Below are 16,505 nucleotides of genomic sequence, written 5' to 3'. Positions count from 1 at the left end.
TAAGCGATCAAACAAGACTAATTCTCCCAATAATCTAAAAAACAGAAGACTGAAAATCATTTTTACGATTTTCGGTCTTCTATTTTATTTATCCTGAGACTTATGTCCCAAGCTCTTTTGACTATCTAATCTAATGTAATGTAATGTAAAATTGGGCAATAACCACCTTACTCATACCGATCAGACGTATTATGATTAATCACAACTGAATTAACAAATGACATGATCATAGCGACTAGGATAGCCGTCCAAAAACTAGAAAAACCAAAATTGGACTGCCCGATAAAACTAGAAGTCATAGTTAACATCAAGGCATTAATAACAAAACTAAATAGTCCTAGTGTAATGATTGTAATTGGCAGTGATAATAACAATAAAATTGGTTTAACCAATGCGTTTAAAATGGACAAAACAAAACTCGCCATCACTGCAATCACAAAACTACTTACATGAAACATATTGTCAGGTAATAAGACTGAGAGTGAAATGAATGTCAACGTATTTACAACCAAACGTTGAAAATACGACATTAGAAATCGCTCCAATCTTCGTCGTTTACTTTTTCAGCTTCTTTACGTTTTGAGGCTTTTTGCTCTTTGCCATTACCATATCCATGATAGCTTTGGTAGCGATCACGATTTTGTTGATTTTGATTATAAGGTCCCGTATAATCGTTTGCATTGCTGCGATCACTTGGCATAATAATCATTAAAACAATATACAACATAAAGCCTGGAAAACCGGCTGTGAATAGCGATAAAATAATGTAAACGACACGGATAATAGTCGGATCAATTCCGATAAACTCACTGATACCACCTAATACACCAGATACGACAACATTATTTCTTGATTTAGTTAATCTCTTTTTCATCTCTCTCACCTTTTCATTCTGACATTTTCATTATTGCAAGAAGCGACTAAGGAGCATATGCTCCTTAGTTCTCTCTCAAGCTATTATTGATCTGAATCTTTTAAGTAAACACTACCTGTTGTTGTGCTCAAGCGAACATAAACCGTTTGTTCCTCATTATAGCGACGGAACTGTAACATTTGATTCGTTTTCTCTTTTTTCTCACGAATTACTTCATAATCAGCGAGGCGATTTTTAATACTACCCAAACTTGTTTTAGCTAAGCCCTCAATCCCAACTTCTTTAGGAATTGCTACCTTAATTGCGCCATTAACAACTTTGGCTTCAATTTTTTTCAAGTTTTCTTTCTGAGCGGTTACTTTAATATCTCCATTTACATTAGAAATATTAGCATTTTCAATTTTAGATTGAATCACAAAGTCTCCATTAACTGACTCAGCTAAGAAATCCATTACATCACTGTTAGTGATAGTCACATCACCATTAACACCTTCGACTTCCAGCATAGTTGCCGTTAAATTTTCGAAAGTCATGTCTCCATTAGTGCTCTTCATAAATAAATCTTTAGCTTCCAAAGCCTCAACATTCACATCACCATTTAATAACTTAACTGAGATATGATCATAAACCCGTGATGGTAAATAGAAGTGCAAGTCAGCACGGATACGCTTATTAGGGATTTGGAAAGAAATTGTTTCATCATCAACATCAATTTGACTTCTTTCTAAGAAAGCTTCAAACGGTGTATCAGCATCCATCTTACCATAAAGTTTAATATCTGCTACCACTTTCAAATCATCTGATTCCCATGTGCTAAAGGTTACCTCACCATTTGCTACCTTCACATCAATTAGTGAAGCAACTGTTGTTGGGTAGTAAAACTCATGTTGGAAACTATTTGTTGCCACACCAGGTACTTTGATGTTAATATCCTTCCAATCAACATTATCATTAACCGTTTCTGTCACTGTTTTAATTGTTTCTTTGAAGAAACGACCTAGTTGATTGCCAGCTTCTCCCATTTTGCGACCAAACTGAGTTCCCGCTTCGCCCATTTTTTGACCAAAATCATTAAAGGACTCTTCCCAATCATTAGGGATTTCGAATTTTTTCGACCACTGCTCACGAGTTCCTTCTTTTTGCTCTTTACGAATTGTTTTAAGTTTTTCTTCAAACTCTTCTTTTTCAACTTCCAATTGAATTTTATTACCATTTAAATCACTAATTTCAGCTTCCAGCTTAGCTCGTTCCGCTAGTTTGTCTTCTGCTAGCTCATCTAATTCTTCAATTGTGTTAAGAACCATCAATTGCTCTTCTTTTTCTTTGATTTCAGCAACAATGCCTTGAATTTCAACATTCACTTCATCTAATTCAGCTGATGTTTTATTTGCTTCTGTCGCCAATTCGTCTAAAATCTTTTCTAAGCGTTGACGGTCTTCTTCTTCGTTCTCAGCGAACTTCTGAAAAGCGTCTTCTTCAGCCTCTTTTAAATCCTTCTCAGGACCAAATAGATCACTCTCTCTAAATGGTTTATCCTCTGAACTATCAGTTCCTACTTTTGATACAGGAGCTTTCTTCACATCCTGGGCTTCTTTCTTAACGATTTTCTCGTCTTTTTCTGTTGCCATATTTTCTAACAAGACCAAAGCTTCCTCAGTAGTGATAACACCTTGTTTGACTAGTTCAAATACTCTTTCTCTTTCTTTCATAACTATATAGCCTCCTTAGCTAATTACCTTCATATAAAAGAAGTATTCCTTCTTACATACTCATTATGCCTTGTTTTTGTTCACTTGTCATAGGACTTAAGATGGATTTATTCTTCATTTGATAGTCTTACACATACTTAAGACCAACTACCCGCCGATTATTTTCCGATAAATGACACCACCTACTATGCAATTCTCCAATAAAAACAACTCACCATTAGTTTAACCCAGAATTCCCTTCCCCTCAATCTTTTTAACTCCCTGATTTTTGCAAAAAAAAAACTCGCCTTCAACCATACAAAATAGTAGCGTTGAAAACGAGTTTTAATTTACTTCTTACAAACGAAAAACCAACGCGTCGTATTTTCTTCTGGTTTTTCATCAGTAAAATCGGCAAAAATTTGAATATTATAAAAGTTGGCATTCTCCAACATCGTATAATAGTTTTCCATAGAATAAGTTCTCTCTTGATGAAGCTCGTCATGACGAACAAATTTTTTATCCTCTTCGTTCTCTTTCACAAAAAAGGTTAAAAAATGCTCCACACTGTGGTCTTTTTCACCTGGATAGCTATCCCACAAAAAAGCAAACTCCTCTGTCTGATAATGATAACTATACTCTGGGAAAACTTCATCTACTTGAAAGATAGAATGAACATCAAAAATAAATGTCCCATCATCCTCTAATGCTTGGTACACTGAATCAAAGACCTGTTGAACTGATTGACGATCTGCCATATAACAGAGCGAATCAGAAAAACAAGTAATGGCTTCATAAGTGCCAACCTCAGATAAATCCATCATATCACCTTGAACAAACTGAACTTCTACACCTTCTTCTTGGGCCCTCTCACTAGCAACTGACAACATCTGCTCAGATAAATCCAATGCTGTCACTTCATACCCCTCTCGAGCAAAATCGCAAGCTAATGCACCAGTCCCACATGCTAACTCTAAAATTCGTTTCGTCTCCTTTGGCAGATGACGTCTAGAAAAGTTTAGCCATTCTAGATAGAGAAAAGGGTCCATAACCTCGTCGTAAACGAAGGCAAATGTCTTATATAACATCCTAGTCAACCAAAGAAGTCAAATTAACCATCGGTGCATCTGACCATAATTTTTCTAAATTATAAAACTCACGTTCTGACGCATGGAAAACGTGAACAACAATATCTCCTAAATCAACTAAGACCCATTTTCCAGAATCTTTCCCTTCAATTCGCCCAACATCAATCCCACTTTTGCGAGCAGCATCTGCCACCTCATCCACAATAGCACTGACTTGTTTTTCACTATTACCATGACAAATCATAAAATAATCTGCTAGCAAAGAGATCCCTTGCACATCTAAGGCAATAATATCCTCCGCTCGTTTGTCATCGGCTGCTTTGACTACTACTTCTAATAATTCACTACTTTCTATGATAATTCCCTCCTAATTTTTAACAACCCACTGATTGTATGTTTCAATAGTTTTCGGATAAATTTTAACTTCTTGTTTAATTAAATGAGCTAAGGTTTGCTTCGTTTCAAAAGCCACGGCCTCATCTAAATTGCGCCAAGCAATTTCCCGCGCTTCCTCTACTCCAAGAAAATCACGACCTGGTTCAATAAAATCAGCAACGTAGATAACCTTAGCAAGTGGACCCATTTCTTTAGCACCTGTTGTATGAAGACGAATTGCATCTAGAATCTCTTGATCTTCAATACCAAGTTCTTTTTGAACCAAATAAGCACCAAGAATCCCATGCCAAATCTGATTCCCATAAGCTAATAACTCCAAATTAAAACTCTGACTATGAATCAAGTCACGCATTTCTTGATCTGGGCGTTCTTTAGCATAATCATGACTCAAAGCCGCAATACTGGCTTTTTCACTGTCAACCCCATACAATGCCGCTAACTTTAAGGCAGACTCTTCCACTCCTAAGACATGCTCAAAGCGTTTCTCACTCATGCTATCCTTAACCTTTGTAACTAACCAATCACGAGTCAATCCAGACCTCGAATAAACGATTTTATCATCCTTCATTCACATACAGTCCCTTCTCATGTATATAGTTTATCACACTTTTAGGCAGAAGATAGTTGATTGAGCAACCTTCTTGAACTTTCTTACGAATATAAGACGAACTCAGATCCATCAACGGCACATCAACCCAAATAATTGGATACTCAGATTCAATTGGATAATTTGGTCGGCGAACTCCTACTAACTGGACCAAGTCCAACAATTCTTCTAATCGATGCCACTTTGGTAGATAATCCACCATATCACCACCAATAATAAAATAATAATCCGTATCAGGATTTTTATCGGTCAGTTCCTTCATCGTATCATAAGTAAAGCTCTTGCCTGTTCGCTTGATTTCTACTTCCTCAATTTCCAAGTGCTTCGCATCTTCTACCGCCAAAGCCAACATTTCCAAGCGCAAATCTGCCGCAATGGTCTTTTTTTCATCCACATGTGGTGGTTCATACGAGGGCATCAAATAGATTTTATCCAAACCCAGCTGATGATAGACCTGATCCGCGATGATTAAATGCGCGTTATGAACAGGATTAAAATTCCCACCTAGAATCCCCACTTGCCTTCGTTTCGGCAATGTCTCCAGAATCTCTACTTTGGGCTGAGTGACGATGTTAGACTTTCTCTTATGTACCATTGATACTCACCCCACACTCTTATAATTTGCGAACGTCAATTGAGATTTTTTGATTAGCTTCCTTTGATGACGGTTTAAATAGCACTAGTACCCGCCCAATAATTTGTACGACATCACATCTTATTTCTTTTTCAAGGACTGCTCCAACCTCTTCAGCAACCTCATCAGTGTTTTGTAATAAATTAATTTTAATCAACTCTCTTTTATCTAACGCTTCTTCTATTTGAGTAATCATCGCATCATTTAATCCGCCCTTACCAACTTGAAAAAGTGGCGTCAAATGATGTGCCTGACTACGTAAAAATCGTTTCTGCTTACCTCTTAATTCCATATTCTTCCTCTTTTCTCAACAGTCAACCAAAACCACGTTGCTTTACTCGTTATACTAATGCTTTACGGCGAATCACATCAACACCTTTTGGTGCCCAACCAGCTACAACGCAAGGCTCGCTAATAGTAATCCAACCTAACCCCGCGAAGACAATGTCTGTATTTTCTTTAACTGAAAACTCAAAACTCACTAACTCAGGAAACTCTGCTACTTCATCTGGACGAGGCGGCTGTAATAACCCACCCACATGCTTTTTGTAAAACTCATCAGCTTTTTCCAATTTAGTTCGGTGAATCTCAACATCATTAGAGACATATGCCACAAAGGAGCTCCGCTTACCTTGAATAAAGTCAAAACGAGCCAAACCTCCTAAGAATAACGTTTGTTCAGGATTCAATTGATAGACTTTTGGCTTAATTTCTTTTGTTGGCGCGATAATCCGCAAATCCTTCTTACCTAAGTAATGAGCCATTTGGAATTTATGAATAATTCCAGGCGTATCAATTAAAAACTTGCCATCTTCTAAAGGAATTTCAATTTTATCCAACGTCGTTCCCGGAAACTGTGAAGTCGTTATCAATTCTTGTACCCCGGCAGTCGATTTAATAATTGCATTTATTAGCGTTGATTTACCAACATTAGTAACTCCCACCACATAAACATCACGTCCTTGGCGATACTTCTCAATCGTCTCAAGTAGTGATTCCATCTCTAAAGGTTTTTTAGCACTCGTTAACAAGACATCGACAGGGCGTAGGCCAGCTTCATGAGCTCGTTCTTTCATCCATTGAGTCAACTTACCTCGTTTTAATGATTTTGGCAAAATATCAACTTTATTTCCTACTAATAGGACTGGATTACTTCCAATAAAACGATGTAGTCCTGGAATTAAACTTCCATTAAAATCAAAAATATCAACGACATTAACAATCAAAGCCTCTTCTTGACCAATTCCATTTAGCAAGCGCAAAAAGTCATCATCTGTTAATGAAACATCTTGAATGTCATTATAATGACGCAGACGGAAACATCTTTGGCAGTAAACCTCTCCTGTCTCTAAACCTTTTTCAAGTGCTGATTTAGGTGTAAATCCCAAGCCATCTTTATGCTCAGTTTGAATAATTGAGCCACAGCCTATACAACGAATTTCTTCGCTCATTTTAATTCACTTCTCCATTCCATATCTGAATGATTTTTTTTCAAGCTTTTCATGACTACTTTTTCCATCGCTCTATTTGGTTTCGTATTCCACGCATCTGATTGAACGATAGGTTGTACCAAAATCGACCGAATCCCGGCACCGTTTGACGCCCGAATATCAGTCATCACTTGATCTCCCACCATTACAATCTCATTTTTGGGTAAGCCAAGCTTAGCTGTAGCCTCGTTCATCCCTTTAGACAGTGGCTTTAATGCCCGCGCTACATAGTCTAACCCTAAATGGGAAATAGCCCGATCTACTCGTTCAGCTTTATTATTTGAAACCACTATCACTGGAATGTTCGCCTCTTTCATCGTCTCAATCCAATGCAATAATTCTTTTGTCCCATCCGGATTATTCCAAGCAATTAGAGTATTATCCAAGTCCGTCAAGACCGCTTTAATATTGTGTTTCGCCAATTGCTCTGGTGTCAATTGATAAATGGCCTCCAACATCCAGGTCGGTTTAAATTTCGAAAACATACATGCTCCTTTCAAGCGCATCTAATTTTAAGCAAGCAATGTCTCACCTAAAAAAACAGGAGTACTGATTCAGTACCCCTTTCATCAAATTTATTATACATTATTTTCAGCTTATTTTCATCTTATTCCCACTACTTTTTTCGCAATCAGATAATAGAATGAGCTTTAGTTGGAAGCCGACTACTTAAAACAAGTTACGTATCATATCCATTCCGCCAATAAAGTTTCCTAGAACACCACCGACATTAGCCATAATCACCACTAATAAGATGCGTAATACGCGATTTTTAAAAAATCCTTTTAAACTTGCTATATCTTCCTGAACATTTTGTAAATCTTGAACCGTTGGCTTTCGAACTGTCGCCTCAACAATCCCTGCAAAGAAACCAACTGCCACTAGCGGGTTAAGCGTTCCAATTGGCGCAGTCAAAAAAGACGTCAGAATTGTTAGGGGATGACCTAGTGAAAAAAGTGTAAATAAGGCCGCCAAGCCACTATTCCACAGCAGCCATGTTGATAGCTGCTGCCATCCTGTGTCTACACTAACAAAAAAGGAGTAAATCACCAGTGCCACGATTACTGCTGGGAAAAGCCAACCAATGAGTTTGGTCGTTTTTTTTACAGGTGGAACCGTTGAAATAGCCGTTAAATCATGAGACTTATAAATCTCCTTTGTCACTCCCGCAACATGAGCACCACCTAAAACTGCGACAATTTTTTGTCCTGGTGCCTCCTTAATTTTTGTTGCTAAATAAATATCACGTTCATGAACAAGTATCTGACCAATAACAGGAAATTCCTTTTTCAAATCTGCTAAAGCCCCTTCGAGCATGTCACTTTCTAATAACGAGGCCAAATCCTCCTCTGAAAGCTCATCATCCTCATCTTCTTCAAATGATATAAACAGACTAACGATTAATTTGGACTTTTCCCAAAAACTTAATTCCCGCCAAATTCGTAAAAAAGTTGTCTGAATGTCTCGATCCGCCAACACAATCGTTGCGTCCAATTCTTCTGCACTCTTAATTCCTTGAATCATTTCACCGCCCACAGGTGTATCAAGTTGTTTTGCCATCTTTTTCTGATAAGAACTTAAAACTAAATTAACCAATAAATACCCCACTTTTTTAGTTTTAATTACTTGAACAATATCCGTCTCTTCCCATGCTTTCGGATGACGCATCGTATCAAATCTTGCTTGATCTAATTCAATACAAACACTGTCAGGCCTCTCAGCTTCTATCGTTTCCTGCACTAATGCAACACTCTCTTTTGACACATGTGCTGTGGCTATAAGTATAATTTCTTTTCCCTGATAATCTAATCGCGTAATAGGTTGCTCCATTTAATCGTGACTCCTTCAATCAATATATGTCCATTAATAGTACCACTCGTTAAAAAAAAATGATAGTTGGAATCTACCATCTTATCAATCTTTTCTGAAAGCAAAAAAATAAGTCAAGGTCTGATCCCATTTAATAGGGTCTAACTTGGCTTATTTTCCTCAATAGCTCATTCAAAAATTTCGCTAAAAGCTTGGTTGACAATCAAACACTCAGCTTCTGTCATCGTTCTGACATCGAACTGAACCTGCTCTTCTTTAATTCTGACAATAATCGGTCTCCGGTAACCTCTTAAAAGTCTTTCTAGCTTTTCTGCAGATAACCTCTTACATGCACAACTAACTAATTTTGTGGCTAATTTCACACCCGGATAAGAACCACCACCGACTTGCGAATAACCGTCAATAACCGTCACCCTTAGGGCAGTCTGTGTGTTCAACAGTTCTTGCAGATAAACAGCTCTAGCTGCCAGCACTTCTTCTGTTTCGCTTAACGAGCTCAATGTAGGAATCGTTTCTAACAAAGTTTCTGGTGTCAAGTACTCCTTGATCGTGAGCTCCAAAGCGCTCAACGTCATTTTATCTACTCGCAAGGCTCGCGTTAATTGATTCGCCTTCATCTGATTAATATACTCAGCTTTTCCCACTATAATTCCCGCCTGCGGCCCACCTAAAAGTTTATCACCACTAAACGTCACTATGTCACATCCAGCTGACACACATTCCATCACAGTCGGCTCATAAGGAAAACCAAATTGAGTCAAATCAACCAATAAACCACTACCTAAATCATTCATCACTGGGATGTTGTGAGTGGCTCCTAAAGCAGCTAGTTCATTCATTTCAACAGCCTGAGTAAAGCCGATTACTTTGTAATTGCTGGTATGAACTTTTAAAATTGCGCCAGTATTTTCATTAATGGCCTGCTCATAATCTCGTAGATGAGTTTTATTCGTCGTTCCGACCTCACGGATTATCCCACCGCTCAATGAAATAATATCAGGAATCCGAAAGGAACCACCTATTTCAACTAATTCACCACGAGAAATAATGATTTCCTTGCCCTGAATAAAGGTTTGTAGCGCCAACATTACAGCTGCTGCGTTATTATTAACAACTAAAGCTGCCTCCGCTCCTGTCAGCTTCAATAAATCAGCTTCTAAATGCTGATACCGTGATCCTCTAGCACCACTGGCCAAATCATATTCTAAATTAGAATAGCCGAAACTAATTTCATTTAGGGCCTCTTTGATTTTTGGCGCTAATTTCGCACGACCAAGATTAGTATGGAGAACCACACCTGTTCCATTAATAACTCCTTTTAGCTGTGGAGCCTGACTTTGACGACACCCTTCAGCAATACTTGTCACAAAGCTCTCCATTCCTAGTTCAACTTCTGATGTTCCAGTCAAAAGTTCCTGACGCCGTTTAGAGATCTCTGCCTGAGCAACTTTTTTTACTAAGCTTTTACCGTATTGCTTCTCCAAATCAACCAGTGCTGACTCATTTAACAAATTATCTACCTTAGGCAAACAGCTCAACATCTGCTTATTCATCGCCCATTTCCTCCATTCGCAACTCCCGGTACTCCTTACGTCCAGATGTCTCACTTAAAATCTCATAAATAGCAATTGCAGGATCCTGCAATTGAGCGATTAGTTCAGTAATCACTAATAAGTCTCTAACTTGAAATTTCAACGCTAAGCCACAACTAGCAGAAATAGATTCTGGTGTTGGAATTAGACGCGCTTTTATCGCCTTCTCTTTCACCCAGTTCTCCATCTCCATCGCTTGATGGGTTGAATTAAAGGCCGCTATACATTCCATTCTATCTCCCTCGCGTTTCTATGGTTTTACGATTCGAGATGCCTCGCGCATCATTTCAACAATACGGTACATATTGGTAATTTCTCCAACTGCTACTTTTTCTGTAAGACCATAAAAATCTGTACAAGCGCCACAAGAATAAACCTCCACGCCAGCTTTTACCAAAGTTGTCAAATCTTCAAAAGAATCAACCCCTGGAACAGCAAAATGAACCCCACCGTTGTACATAATGACTCGTTCCGGTAATTGATCCTGCTCAGTCAACGCATATATGAATCCTTTTATCAGCGTTGCCCCCAACTTGTCGTCGCCTCTTCCCATCACATTTGTATCAATTACTACTATATAAGAGTCATCCACTTGCTTAGCTTTTTGCGGCTGAGGTTCCACTATTGGCAAATCACCCGTTCTACTAATATGTACCACATATTCCTTATCACTGAGCTGATTACTTGCGTACTGATACCCTTTTTGTTCCGCTAACTTGCGTAAATTTTGAGTAGCAATATCATTATCAACCCTAATTTCAACTGCCTCATGCTCAACCAATGCTTTTTTTGCTTTAATTACTGGTAACGGACACGCTTCACCTAACGCATTTATTTTTTCCATTGTTTTCATATCCTTTCATCAATTTGACTACTACGCTTCCACATAGATTGCTTTCTCCTTGCGAGCAACAACTTCACCAACAATGGTCCCCACAAGCCCCTCTTTAGCCATTTCTTCAACTAATAAAGTAGCTTCCGAAGCAGGCAAGCTAACTAATAAGCCACCTGAAGTTTGCGGATCAAATAAAATTTCCTCCATCCCAAAATCAACTTCCTTAAAGACAACTTGTTCAGTTAAATAATTGCGATTTCGTTGACCGCCTGCTGTAATCAAAAACTCCTTAGCGCAGTCAAAAGCTTCGTCAATATACGGAATCTGAGAAACGTTTAAAACAGCTGAACACTCCTCATTCATCATTTCCACTAAATGTCCTAAAAGACCAAAACCAGTTACATCTGTACAACCATGAACCACTCGCTTACGGATATGCTCTGCCGCAGCTTTATTAAGAGTTGTCATAGACTCGACAGCTTTTTGAAAGGCCGCTTCTGTCGTTTCAGCCACACTGTAAGCTGTTGTAATAATCCCCACACCAAGCGGTTTAGTCAAAACTAATAGATCCCCTACTTCTGACTCATTATTTTTCAATACTTTTTCTGGATGAACCGTTCCTGTCACAGATAAACCATACTTAGGAGTCGAATCATGAATGGAATGTCCTCCAACTAAAATTGCGCCAGCTTCTGCTACTTTTTCAGCACCACCACGGAGAATCTCTCCCAAAATTCCTAAATCAAGCTCCTCAGGAAAACATACAATATTCATCGCTGACAGGACATCTCCCCCCATTGCATAAACATCACTTAACGCATTGGTAGCAGCAATTTGACCAAAAAGATAAGGATCATTCACCATTGTTGGGAAGAAATCTAAGGTCTGTATCAACGCTGTCTCATCATTAAGCTTAATCACTCCCGCATCATCAGTTGAATCAAATCCAACCAATAAACGAGGGTCTTGATTTTTAGGCAATCCCTCAAGTAACTGAGAAAGATTTCCTGGTCCAATTTTCGCATTACATCCGCCGCAAATAAATAGTTTTCCAAAATCCTTATTCGACATCTTTCTTCACCTCTGTTATATGATTTACCAAATACAATTGACTTTTTTAGGCAGCCATAATCCCCGCCACTCAATTAAAATAGACAATTGACTCCTACCTATTTTTTATGCTATTATAAGTGCGGGAGTGGATGGGTTCTGGTGTTCCTTGCGGTCTTCAAAACCGTTTTGAGGGGTTAATAGCTTCTTAGGTGGGTTCGATTCCCACACATTCCCGCCAATTGATTTATACGAATCAATCTCTTTCATAAGATTCTCGATTCGTTTTTATACAGCTGTTGAAGGTGAGACAAATGTCTCACCTTCTTTTGTCTAGTCGATACTTTTCTTTAGCTTCTCATACTATCACTCAAACGTAAATAGCAAATAAAAACTTTTATAAGTTTTTTTATTCGCCGCGTCCTACTTTCCCTAATATTCGCACGCTTTCCACTCGTTTAGTAATCAGCTGTTTATCCAGATATTCTAAAATCAGCATAGAGGCTTTCCGACTTGAAGCAGTTCGATTTCGAAAATCAGCCAAAGTCATCTCACCGTTCTGCTCTATCAACTCTTTCACAATTTTAATCGCTTCATCTAAATAGTCTTTTGTCAAAAGATACTCATGAGTTAAGTAGACTATTTCTTGTCCATCCATAACCTCTATAACTTCTTGAGCATTGGCATTATCTTCGATCAATTCATCCGCCTTAATAGGTAAGAATTGACTGTCAAGTAAACGATTAAGCATTCGGTCTTTTTCTGCCTGATGATACGCATTTAAAACAAGTTCAAAAGCTGTATCACTAATTCCTTGATCGGTCAATTCGATTACTTGACGCTGCTTAAGCTCTTTTAAGAAAAGCTCGAGCTCTCGGTTATTTAAAGGCGAATTTACTTTAGAACGACATTCTTCTAATGGCATCCACTTGCGCAGTCGATGTTCTTTATGGTAACGACTAATCACTACTAACACACTTTCCTCGAGTTTGGCAAAAGCCGATGCGGCAATCACAAAATCTCCCAGCCTTATTAACTGTTGCTCCGTCACCAATTCAGATAATATCGATTCGAGCTCTGACTCTTCTACGGTCAAATAATCAGCAATTTCTTGAAGAAGTGTCAGCGGATTTTGTTTGTTTTGAAGAAAATCAAGAATCAATTCCTGTAGACTTCCTTGATCCTTAATAACTAGACTTTCGACTACCTCATCCTTAAATCGTTTATGCTTATGCGGATTACTATCTAAAATAACTCCGCCGCCAATTGTCACAACCGGTGAATACGCTCTGACAATGAAACGATCCCCTTGCTTAACAGCTAATTGTTCTTCCAAACGAAATTGAACAAAGCCTTCCGTTCCAGGTTTGAGTTCCTCTGCTCCAATAGGCACACTTCGTGCCATAACCTCTTGGGTTCCTATTAATAGACGGACACGCTCCCACAGGCCAATCCCTTGCTCATAGCGAGCTAAACAAGTCACCTTGGCATCTACCATCCACGACAAGTGTAAATTATCTGCAACCGTCAAAACATCCCCACGACTGATGTCATCTACTTTAATATTTGCCAGATTTAAAGCTGTCCGCTGACCTGCTACAGCCGTTTTAACATCTTGTTCATGGACTTGAATCGTTCTAATTTTAGTTTTCTGATAACTCGGTAAGCAAACCAGTTCATCCCCTACAGACAGAATCCCCTCAATTAAAGTCCCTGTTACAACTGTTCCAAAACCTTTCACTGAAAAAACTCGGTCAACATTTAAACGAGCTGGTGCAGATTGCTTATTAGGTCGTCCGTTCTGCGCTTTCTCTTGAATCGCAAGCGTCAAATCCTTTATCCCTACATTAGTCAGAGCATCCGTCTCAATAATTGGTGCATCAGCTAACGGTGTCTCCACCAATTGCTCTCTAATATCCGAGATAACTAATTCTTTCATATCAGAATCAACCGTCGTCACTTTTGTTAACACAATAATAAAATCAGTAATCCCCAATAACGTTAGGATGTCTACATGTTCTTTTGTTTGCGGCATAATCCCCTCATTTGCATCAATAACTAGCAACACTAAATTAAGACCAGGTAAACCAGCAATCATGTTTTTGATAAACTTTTCATGTCCAGGCACATCAACAATTCCCACACGCTGTTTGTTTGGTAAATCTAAATAAGCAAACCCTAAATTGATTGAAAGACCTCTATTTTTCTCTTCTTTTGTCGTATCAGTTTCAATACCGGTCAACGCCTTAATCAAGGTTGTTTTACCATGATCAATATGACCAGCGGTTCCAACTACCATATTTGTCATTCTATTCACCTATCTTCTTTTCACCAATAATATAAAAACTCCGCAAGTATGTCTAGCCTCTCAAAGGTTCTGACTTACTCACGAAGCTCTAGTTTAACCTAATTAACTTTCTACGACAACTGCTTTGGTTTTTAATGCTTTCATCAACATTGATGCCCCCGTATAAAGTACAACAGCGACAATAATCCATGTTAAAATATCTAAGTTTAAGCCTGTGACAAATTTCGCTGCCACAATAACCCCAAGCGTACCACCCACAATAATACCAAGTGAAACCTTACGTGAATACTTACCAGCTTTCACAAACTCTGCGCCTGCAACTGGCATTAAGCCCGCACAAGAACCCATCATAATTGGTAAAGCAACAATTGGACTCATTCCTAGCATGTAAACCATCGCCATACAAGGCGCATATAATCCAACACCAACGGTCATTAATGCCCCAAAAATGAAATTACCAACGATCCCGATAATCAACGCGCCACCTGTTAATCCTAGTGCTGTATTTCCCTCTCCTAGCATCTCCAGCATCCCAAGTTGTTTTAATGCCATCAAAGCAGAGGTAATAATAAGAGCCACCCCCATCACCAATTGAATATTACGTTCTGGTAATTTAGTTACTGTCTTAGAGCCAACCCATGATCCTACAATAGCTGCAACAATCAATGAAAATAGTGTCAATGGCTCAACTTTTACCACCGTAATAAAAATAAACGCTTCGATAATAACTGGAACAGTATGCGAAACATTTAAAGTTCCAGGCAATAAATCATCTGATTTTAATGATTTAAACATCTTGAAAAGCAAGGTGGTTGGCGCAAAACTCCCAATCCCTAATGTATCTAAAAAGTCTGTTACAAAACCGATTCCACCGGCAATAAGAAAATTACCTTCACCTAAATCAGCACGATGTTCATAGACATCTTTACCTAAAATAATCAAAAAATACACCAATAAGAGACCCAGACCCGTTAATAAAATAGTTACCATACTTTTTCTCCTCTTTCTTTCCTGTGGCTATTGCAGAACAAATCCGTATTTTAACGGATCTTCTGGGTCAATTAAGAAACTGTTAAAGCCAGTAATGTAAGCAGATCCACTAACATTAGGTATCACTGCATCAAAATCAGCTACTTTCGCTTCTTTCACAACTTTTCCTTTAAACAATGTGCCAAGAATACTCTCATAAACAAAGGGTTCACCAATCTTCAGTTCACCTTTTGCATATAAAGTAGCTAGCTTGGCACTCGTTCCAGTTCCACAAGGAGAACGATCTACTTGACCATCGCCAAAAACTACCACATTCTTGTAAGTCGCTTCTGGATGGCTCGGTGCATCATAAAATTCAACTAAATCAACGGTTTTAATATGCTCTAAAGTTGGGTGTTGAATCTCAATTTGATCATTAATAGCGTCACGTAAACGAATGCCAATGTCAGAAAACTTAGACGCATTTTGAGGTTCAATTGTTAAGCCAACCTCACTTGAACGGATAATCGCAAAGAAACTACCGCCGAATGAGATGTCAAAGGTAACTTTTCCAACACCGTCTAGCTCAACAGTTTGATTCTCCTTATAAAGAAAGGCTTCAACATTGTCAAACGAAACCTCTTTTACTGAACCACTAGTTCCATGATGAGCAACAGCTCTGACAATCCCAGCCGGTGTTTCTAACACGACTTTTGTTTCAGATGCGTTCTCATCTACCTGGACCATTCCTGTCTCAACTGCTGCGGTAACGGCCGCAATAGTATTATGCCCACACATATTCAAATAACCACCGGCATCCATAAAGATAATCCCAAAATCAGCTTCTTCAACAGTTGGTTCTAAAATAAAGGCCCCAAACATTTCGTTATGGCCACGAGGTTCATGCATTAAAGCAGTTCTTAAATGATCAGAATGATCAATTAAATATTGTTTTTTTTCAGCCATCGTTTTACCAGGAAACTTCGGTATTCCACCTGTTATCAAGCGGGCAGCTTCACCGGCTGTATGAGTATCAATCGCTGAAATCATTTTAGATACTTTCATTAATATTGCCTCCTAATTATTGGTTTCATGTTAATAAATGAGCAATCGATCATACTGCAGATTGTCAAACTAAGAAAGA

At 38.5% G+C, this 16,505-nt stretch carries 18 protein-coding genes and 1 tRNA gene; 1 reads left to right on the top strand and 18 read right to left on the bottom strand.

Going from position 1 to position 16,505, the window contains the following annotated elements; genetic code table 11:
• Window positions 1–167 precede the first annotated feature (167 nt).
• The 15 genes from AC5KOD_RS11760 to selD form a co-directional block, all read right to left on the bottom strand.
• Window positions 168–530, bottom strand: coding sequence for a phage holin family protein (locus AC5KOD_RS11760; RefSeq protein ID WP_496914756.1), 363 nt, complete (start codon window positions 528–530; stop codon window positions 168–170).
• Complete coding sequence (locus AC5KOD_RS11755) at window positions 530–874, bottom strand: PspC domain-containing protein (protein WP_496914755.1); 345 nt, start codon at window positions 872–874, stop codon at window positions 530–532. The genes AC5KOD_RS11760 and AC5KOD_RS11755 overlap by 1 nt, the downstream gene beginning before the upstream one ends.
• 83 nt (window positions 875–957) lie before the next feature.
• On the bottom strand, window positions 958–2,583 hold the full coding sequence (gene liaX, locus AC5KOD_RS11750) for a daptomycin-sensing surface protein LiaX (protein WP_496914754.1): 1,626 nt from the start codon (window positions 2,581–2,583) through the stop codon (window positions 958–960).
• Window positions 2,584–2,912: 329 nt separating this feature from the next.
• On the bottom strand, window positions 2,913–3,650 hold the full coding sequence (locus AC5KOD_RS11745) for a class I SAM-dependent DNA methyltransferase (protein WP_496914753.1): 738 nt from the start codon (window positions 3,648–3,650) through the stop codon (window positions 2,913–2,915).
• 1 nt (window position 3,651) lies between these two features.
• Complete coding sequence (gene rsfS / locus AC5KOD_RS11740) at window positions 3,652–4,011, bottom strand: ribosome silencing factor (RefSeq protein WP_496914758.1); 360 nt, start codon at window positions 4,009–4,011, stop codon at window positions 3,652–3,654.
• Between the two features lie 6 nt (window positions 4,012–4,017).
• A complete protein-coding gene (yqeK, locus tag AC5KOD_RS11735) occupies window positions 4,018–4,539 on the bottom strand; it encodes a bis(5'-nucleosyl)-tetraphosphatase (symmetrical) YqeK (RefSeq protein WP_496914757.1) in 522 nt (173 codons plus the stop codon).
• A 64-nt stretch (window positions 4,540–4,603) separates the two neighbouring features.
• Window positions 4,604–5,248 carry a nicotinate-nucleotide adenylyltransferase gene (locus AC5KOD_RS11730; RefSeq protein WP_496914752.1) on the bottom strand — a complete coding sequence of 215 codons (645 nt, stop codon included), beginning with the start codon at window positions 5,246–5,248 and terminating at the stop codon, window positions 4,604–4,606.
• A 19-nt stretch (window positions 5,249–5,267) separates the two neighbouring features.
• Window positions 5,268–5,579 carry a ribosome assembly RNA-binding protein YhbY gene (yhbY, locus tag AC5KOD_RS11725; protein ID WP_496914751.1) on the bottom strand — a complete coding sequence of 104 codons (312 nt, stop codon included), beginning with the start codon at window positions 5,577–5,579 and terminating at the stop codon, window positions 5,268–5,270.
• 49 nt (window positions 5,580–5,628) lie between these two features.
• Window positions 5,629–6,738, bottom strand: a complete 1,110-nt coding sequence (gene yqeH / locus AC5KOD_RS11720) for a ribosome biogenesis GTPase YqeH (protein ID WP_496914750.1) — start codon at window positions 6,736–6,738, stop codon at window positions 5,629–5,631.
• Window positions 6,735–7,262 (bottom strand): YqeG family HAD IIIA-type phosphatase, encoded by a 528-nt coding sequence (locus tag AC5KOD_RS11715; RefSeq protein ID WP_496914749.1) that lies wholly within the window; start codon window positions 7,260–7,262, stop codon window positions 6,735–6,737. The genes yqeH and AC5KOD_RS11715 overlap by 4 nt, the downstream gene beginning before the upstream one ends.
• 184 nt (window positions 7,263–7,446) lie before the next feature.
• Window positions 7,447–8,607: a TraB/GumN family protein gene (locus AC5KOD_RS11710; protein WP_496914748.1), complete on the bottom strand. Its 1,161-nt coding sequence runs from the start codon at window positions 8,605–8,607 to the stop codon at window positions 7,447–7,449.
• A 167-nt stretch (window positions 8,608–8,774) separates the two neighbouring features.
• Entirely contained in the window at window positions 8,775–10,160 is a 1,386-nt protein-coding gene (selA, locus tag AC5KOD_RS11705) for an L-seryl-tRNA(Sec) selenium transferase (protein WP_496914747.1), read from the bottom strand.
• On the bottom strand, window positions 10,153–10,431 hold the full coding sequence (locus AC5KOD_RS11700; RefSeq protein WP_496914746.1) for a putative Se/S carrier protein: 279 nt from the start codon (window positions 10,429–10,431) through the stop codon (window positions 10,153–10,155). The genes selA and AC5KOD_RS11700 overlap by 8 nt, the downstream gene beginning before the upstream one ends.
• 18 nt (window positions 10,432–10,449) lie before the next feature.
• Window positions 10,450–11,043, bottom strand: coding sequence for a sulfurtransferase-like selenium metabolism protein YedF (yedF, locus tag AC5KOD_RS11695; protein WP_496914745.1), 594 nt, complete (start codon window positions 11,041–11,043; stop codon window positions 10,450–10,452).
• 30 nt (window positions 11,044–11,073) lie between these two features.
• The gene (gene selD, locus AC5KOD_RS11690) at window positions 11,074–12,105 is read right to left on the bottom strand and encodes a selenide, water dikinase SelD (RefSeq protein WP_496914744.1); all 1,032 of its coding nucleotides are present in this window, start codon (window positions 12,103–12,105) and stop codon (window positions 11,074–11,076) included.
• 123 nt (window positions 12,106–12,228) lie between these two features.
• Between selD and AC5KOD_RS11685 the strand changes: the two genes are divergently transcribed.
• Window positions 12,229–12,325, top strand: a tRNA-Sec gene (locus AC5KOD_RS11685).
• A gap of 168 nt (window positions 12,326–12,493) precedes the next feature.
• Here the strand turns inward: AC5KOD_RS11685 and selB are convergent.
• The 3 genes from selB to AC5KOD_RS11670 form a co-directional block, all read right to left on the bottom strand.
• The gene (gene selB / locus AC5KOD_RS11680) at window positions 12,494–14,392 is read right to left on the bottom strand and encodes a selenocysteine-specific translation elongation factor (RefSeq protein WP_496914743.1); all 1,899 of its coding nucleotides are present in this window, start codon (window positions 14,390–14,392) and stop codon (window positions 12,494–12,496) included.
• Between the two features lie 102 nt (window positions 14,393–14,494).
• Entirely contained in the window at window positions 14,495–15,382 is an 888-nt protein-coding gene (locus tag AC5KOD_RS11675) for a TSUP family transporter (RefSeq protein WP_496914742.1), read from the bottom strand.
• A gap of 27 nt (window positions 15,383–15,409) precedes the next feature.
• Window positions 15,410–16,426, bottom strand: coding sequence for a proline racemase family protein (locus AC5KOD_RS11670; RefSeq protein WP_496914741.1), 1,017 nt, complete (start codon window positions 16,424–16,426; stop codon window positions 15,410–15,412).
• Window positions 16,427–16,505 lie beyond the last annotated feature (79 nt).

The organism is Vagococcus sp. WN80Y (genome assembly GCF_059621045.1).
The sequence above is the reverse complement of the archived record's forward strand: the minus strand, read 5'-3'. Positions and strand labels throughout refer to the sequence as shown.

Coding starts and splice junctions, on each gene's coding strand:
- AC5KOD_RS11760 (WP_496914756.1), bottom strand. CDS start 530: ATGTCGTATTTTCAACGTTTGGTTGTAAATACGTTGACATTCATTTCA.
- AC5KOD_RS11755 (WP_496914755.1), bottom strand. CDS start 874: ATGAAAAAGAGATTAACTAAATCAAGAAATAATGTTGTCGTATCTGGT.
- liaX (WP_496914754.1), bottom strand. CDS start 2,583: ATGAAAGAAAGAGAAAGAGTATTTGAACTAGTCAAACAAGGTGTTATC.
- AC5KOD_RS11745 (WP_496914753.1), bottom strand. CDS start 3,650: ATGTTATATAAGACATTTGCCTTCGTTTACGACGAGGTTATGGACCCT.
- yqeK (WP_496914757.1), bottom strand. CDS start 4,539: ATGAGTGAGAAACGCTTTGAGCATGTCTTAGGAGTGGAAGAGTCTGCC.
- AC5KOD_RS11730 (WP_496914752.1), bottom strand. CDS start 5,248: ATGGTACATAAGAGAAAGTCTAACATCGTCACTCAGCCCAAAGTAGAG.
- yhbY (WP_496914751.1), bottom strand. CDS start 5,579: ATGGAATTAAGAGGTAAGCAGAAACGATTTTTACGTAGTCAGGCACAT.
- yqeH (WP_496914750.1), bottom strand. CDS start 6,738: ATGAGCGAAGAAATTCGTTGTATAGGCTGTGGCTCAATTATTCAAACT.
- AC5KOD_RS11715 (WP_496914749.1), bottom strand. CDS start 7,262: ATGTTTTCGAAATTTAAACCGACCTGGATGTTGGAGGCCATTTATCAA.
- AC5KOD_RS11710 (WP_496914748.1), bottom strand. CDS start 8,607: ATGGAGCAACCTATTACGCGATTAGATTATCAGGGAAAAGAAATTATA.
- selA (WP_496914747.1), bottom strand. CDS start 10,160: ATGAATAAGCAGATGTTGAGCTGTTTGCCTAAGGTAGATAATTTGTTA.
- AC5KOD_RS11700 (WP_496914746.1), bottom strand. CDS start 10,431: ATGGAATGTATAGCGGCCTTTAATTCAACCCATCAAGCGATGGAGATG.
- yedF (WP_496914745.1), bottom strand. CDS start 11,043: ATGGAAAAAATAAATGCGTTAGGTGAAGCGTGTCCGTTACCAGTAATT.
- selD (WP_496914744.1), bottom strand. CDS start 12,105: ATGTCGAATAAGGATTTTGGAAAACTATTTATTTGCGGCGGATGTAAT.
- selB (WP_496914743.1), bottom strand. CDS start 14,392: ATGACAAATATGGTAGTTGGAACCGCTGGTCATATTGATCATGGTAAA.
- AC5KOD_RS11675 (WP_496914742.1), bottom strand. CDS start 15,382: ATGGTAACTATTTTATTAACGGGTCTGGGTCTCTTATTGGTGTATTTT.
- AC5KOD_RS11670 (WP_496914741.1), bottom strand. CDS start 16,426: ATGAAAGTATCTAAAATGATTTCAGCGATTGATACTCATACAGCCGGT.